General features: G+C 74.2%; 2 protein-coding genes and 1 pseudogene. 2 read left to right on the top strand and 1 reads right to left on the bottom strand.

Annotated elements, in window-relative coordinates:
* Positions 1 to 315 precede the first annotated feature (315 nt).
* Positions 316 to 1,827, top strand: a complete 1,512-nt coding sequence (locus G3I41_RS05190) for an MFS transporter (protein WP_164399130.1) — start codon at positions 316 to 318, stop codon at positions 1,825 to 1,827.
* Positions 1,824 to 2,405, top strand: a complete 582-nt coding sequence (locus G3I41_RS05185) for a TetR/AcrR family transcriptional regulator (RefSeq protein WP_164399129.1) — start codon at positions 1,824 to 1,826, stop codon at positions 2,403 to 2,405. The genes G3I41_RS05190 and G3I41_RS05185 overlap by 4 nt, the downstream gene beginning before the upstream one ends.
* A gap of 27 nt (positions 2,406 to 2,432) precedes the next feature.
* Here G3I41_RS05185 and G3I41_RS05180 read toward each other — a convergent pair.
* Positions 2,433 to 3,123 (bottom strand): annotated as a pseudogene (locus tag G3I41_RS05180) (serine/threonine protein kinase); the annotation flags it as partial.

Raw genomic sequence — 3,123 nt, 5'->3', positions numbered from 1 at the left:
CGCCGCGAGCGCGACCCCGCCCAGCGCGCGCTTGCGGGTCCACCGCGCGACGGCGTAACCGCCGACCAGTCCGCCCGCCGCCACCGCCGCTGCCGGCACCTTCGCCATCGCGGTCACCTCCGCATTCGTCCACGTCATGGGTGTGCGCCGGGCGCGCTTCGCACGCGCCCCGCGCCGGGCGCCGCACCGGCGCCCGAACCGAGGCTAACCCGCGCTTCCGCCCTCCCGGCGACGAGGGGGTGCACAGGCGTTTACCCTGGAGGTGAACACACGTGCACCCCCCCTCACCCGCCACCGAGCCGGCAACGGAGAACCATGCCCGCGGACATACCCGCCCCCGCCGAACCGACGACCCCCGCGGCCCAGGCCCCGCACCCGCGCTTCGCGGTGGGCGTGCTGGCCTTCTGCGGGGTCGTCGTCGCCGTCATGCAGACGATCGTCGTGCCCCTGCTCCCGCACATCCCCGAGCTGACCGGCGCCACCCCGGCCGCCGCGAGCTGGCTGGTCACCGTCACGTTGCTGACCGGCGCGGTGTTCACGCCCGTGCTCGGCCGGGTCGGCGACATGTACGGCAAGCGGCGGGTGCTCGTCGCCTCGCTCGGGGTGCTCGTGGTGGGCTCGGTGCTCTGCGGGATCAGCTCCCACATCGGCGTGCTGATCACCGGCCGCGCGCTCCAGGGCGCCGCGATCGCCGTCGTACCGCTGGGCATCAGCATCCTGCGCGACGAACTGCCGCCCGAGCGCGTGCTGTCCGCCGTCGCGCTGATGAGCTCCACCCTCGGCATCGGCGCCGCGGTGGGCCTGCCGATCGCCGCGCTCGTGGTGGAGAACTTCGACTGGCACACGATGTTCTGGGTCTCCGGCGTCATCGGCCTCATCGACATCGTGCTCGTCCTCGCCTTCGTGCCCGAGTCCCCGCTCCGCAGCCGCGGCCGCTTCGACGCGCTCGGCGCCCTCGGCCTGTCCGGCGCGCTGGTCTGCCTGCTCCTCGCGGTGACGCAGGGCGGCGACTGGGGCTGGACCTCCGGCCGGACGGTCGGCCTGCTCGTGGCGGCCGTCGTGGTGGCGCTGGTCTGGGGGGCGTACGAACTCCGCGTCGCGACGCCCATGGTCGACCTGCGGGTCTCCGCCCGCCCGGCCGTCCTGCTCACCAACGTCGCGGCCCTGCTCATCGGCTTCGCCTTCTACGCCAACTCCCTGGTCACCGCCCAGATGGTGCAGGAGCCGAAGGCGACCGGTTACGGGCTCGGCGCCTCGCTCGTCGTCAGCGGTCTGTGCCTGCTGCCGGGCGGGGTCGCGATGGTGGCGCTCTCGCCGGTGTCCGCCCGGATCTCCGCCAAGCACGGCCCCAAGGTCAGCCTCGCCCTGGCGGCGGGGATCATCGCGGCCGGCTACGGGGTGCGGTACTTCACCAGCCACAGCCTGTGGCTCATCATCGCGGGCGCCACGGTCGTCGCGTCCGGCACGGCGATCGCGTACTCGGCGCTGCCGGCCCTCGTCATGCGCGGGGTCCCGGTCAGCGAGACCGGCGCGGCGAACGGCCTGAACACCCTGATGCGCTCGATCGGCCAGGCGTTCTGCAGCGCCACGGTGGCCGCCGTCCTGGCCAACCTCACCTTCCGGGCGGGCGGCCGGACCGCGCCGACCCTGCACGCGTACCAACTGGTCTTCGTCATCGCGGCGGGCGCGGCGCTGCTGGCCCTGCTGGTCACGCTCATGCTGCCGGGCCGCAAGCCCACCGGGGCGGGTACGGTCGAGGAGAGCCGCACGGCGCCGGTCACCCCGACGGGGGGTGCGCGGCCGGCGGGAATCCAGGAGGGCGCATGACCGGTGGCCAGGCCATCGCCGCGACCCCGGCCGCGGACACCGGCACGGGCCGGGACGCCATCCTGCGCGCCGCCCGGCGGGCGTTCACGCAGCGCCCGTACGCGGAGGTGACGATCCGGGGGATCGCGGCGGACGCCGGGGTGAGCCCGTCCCTGGTGGTCAAGCACTTCGGCCGCAAGGAGGAGCTGTTCAACACGGTGGCCGACTTCGGGCCGGCCGCCGCGGAGCTCTTCGACGCCCCGCTCGACGTGCTGGGCCGCCACCTGGTGGTCACCCTGGTCACCCGCCGCCGCGCGCTCCAGTCGGACCCGCTGCTCCGCGTCGTGTTCTCCCTGGGCAACCAGGACGAACGCTCCCTGCTCCGCGACCGTTTCCACGAACAGGTCACGGACGCGCTCACCGCCCGCCTCCCGGGCGAGGACCGCGCCCTGCGCGCGGAGCTCCTGGCGGGCCACCTGCTGGGCCTGGGCGCGACGCTGAGCCTGCACCGGGAGGGCGCGGGGGCGTCCGCGACGCCGGAACGCATCGCGGACCTGTACGCCCCGGCGCTCCAGCGGCTGATCACCGGGGCGACGTAGGCCCGGAACCCCAGCCCCCGCCCGCGCTCACCGCGCCGCGTTCCGCCACACCGTCACGTCGAGCGTGACGTAGTCGCTCGGGGAGTCCTCCGGCGAGTGCCCCTGATAGGTCACCAGCGCCATGTGCCCCGTGCCCGTGGTGACGCACACCTGCCGCCCCTTCGACAACTGCTCCAGGGGGATGGTGTCGGCGAACCGGGTCTCCGACCGGCAGACGTCCAACGAGCCCGCCTGCCCCGGGTCGAGCAGCGTGAGGCGGCCGCCCTCGCTCTCCGCGTCGAGGTATCCGGACTCATACGTCAGGTCGTACCCGCCATCCGTGCCGTCCTGCGGCCGGACATCCGAGTCCCCGAAAGTCAGGTGATACCCCCGCGTGAGGTTGATCCCCGCGAAGTCCTCGGGCGTCGGACTCGACGTGGCCGTGGGCATCGGGTTGGTCTCGTCCGACGCGCCGTCGTCCCCCGACTCCGTCGGCTCCGCACTCGGCTTCGCACTCACCTTGGGGGCAGGCGGGTTCTTGTCCTGGGCGGTCGTGTTCCCCTTATCGTCGCTCTTGTTGTCCTTGAGCAGGAAGTAGGCCGTACCGCCACCGGCCAGAGCGAACAGCAGCACGGCCGCGACCGCGATCGCCGCCACCCGCCCCCGCCGCTTCTTGGGCGCGGGCGTCGGCTGCGTGGCGTGCGGCTGCGGCGGCGCGCCCCCGCCGGGGTACGCGGGC

This window comes from Streptomyces sp. SID9727, from assembly GCF_010550605.1.
Lineage (GTDB): Bacteria > Actinomycetota > Actinomycetes > Streptomycetales > Streptomycetaceae > Streptomyces.
Note: the sequence above shows the minus strand (reverse complement) of the source record. Positions and strands in the feature narration are given on the sequence as shown.

What these genes read in the sequence shown, in the direction of transcription:
- G3I41_RS05185 (WP_164399129.1), top strand. Translation starts at nt 1,824, where the DNA reads ATGACCGGTGGCCAGGCCATCGCCGCGACCCCGGCCGCGGACACCGGC.
- G3I41_RS05190 (WP_164399130.1), top strand. Translation starts at nt 316, where the DNA reads ATGCCCGCGGACATACCCGCCCCCGCCGAACCGACGACCCCCGCGGCC.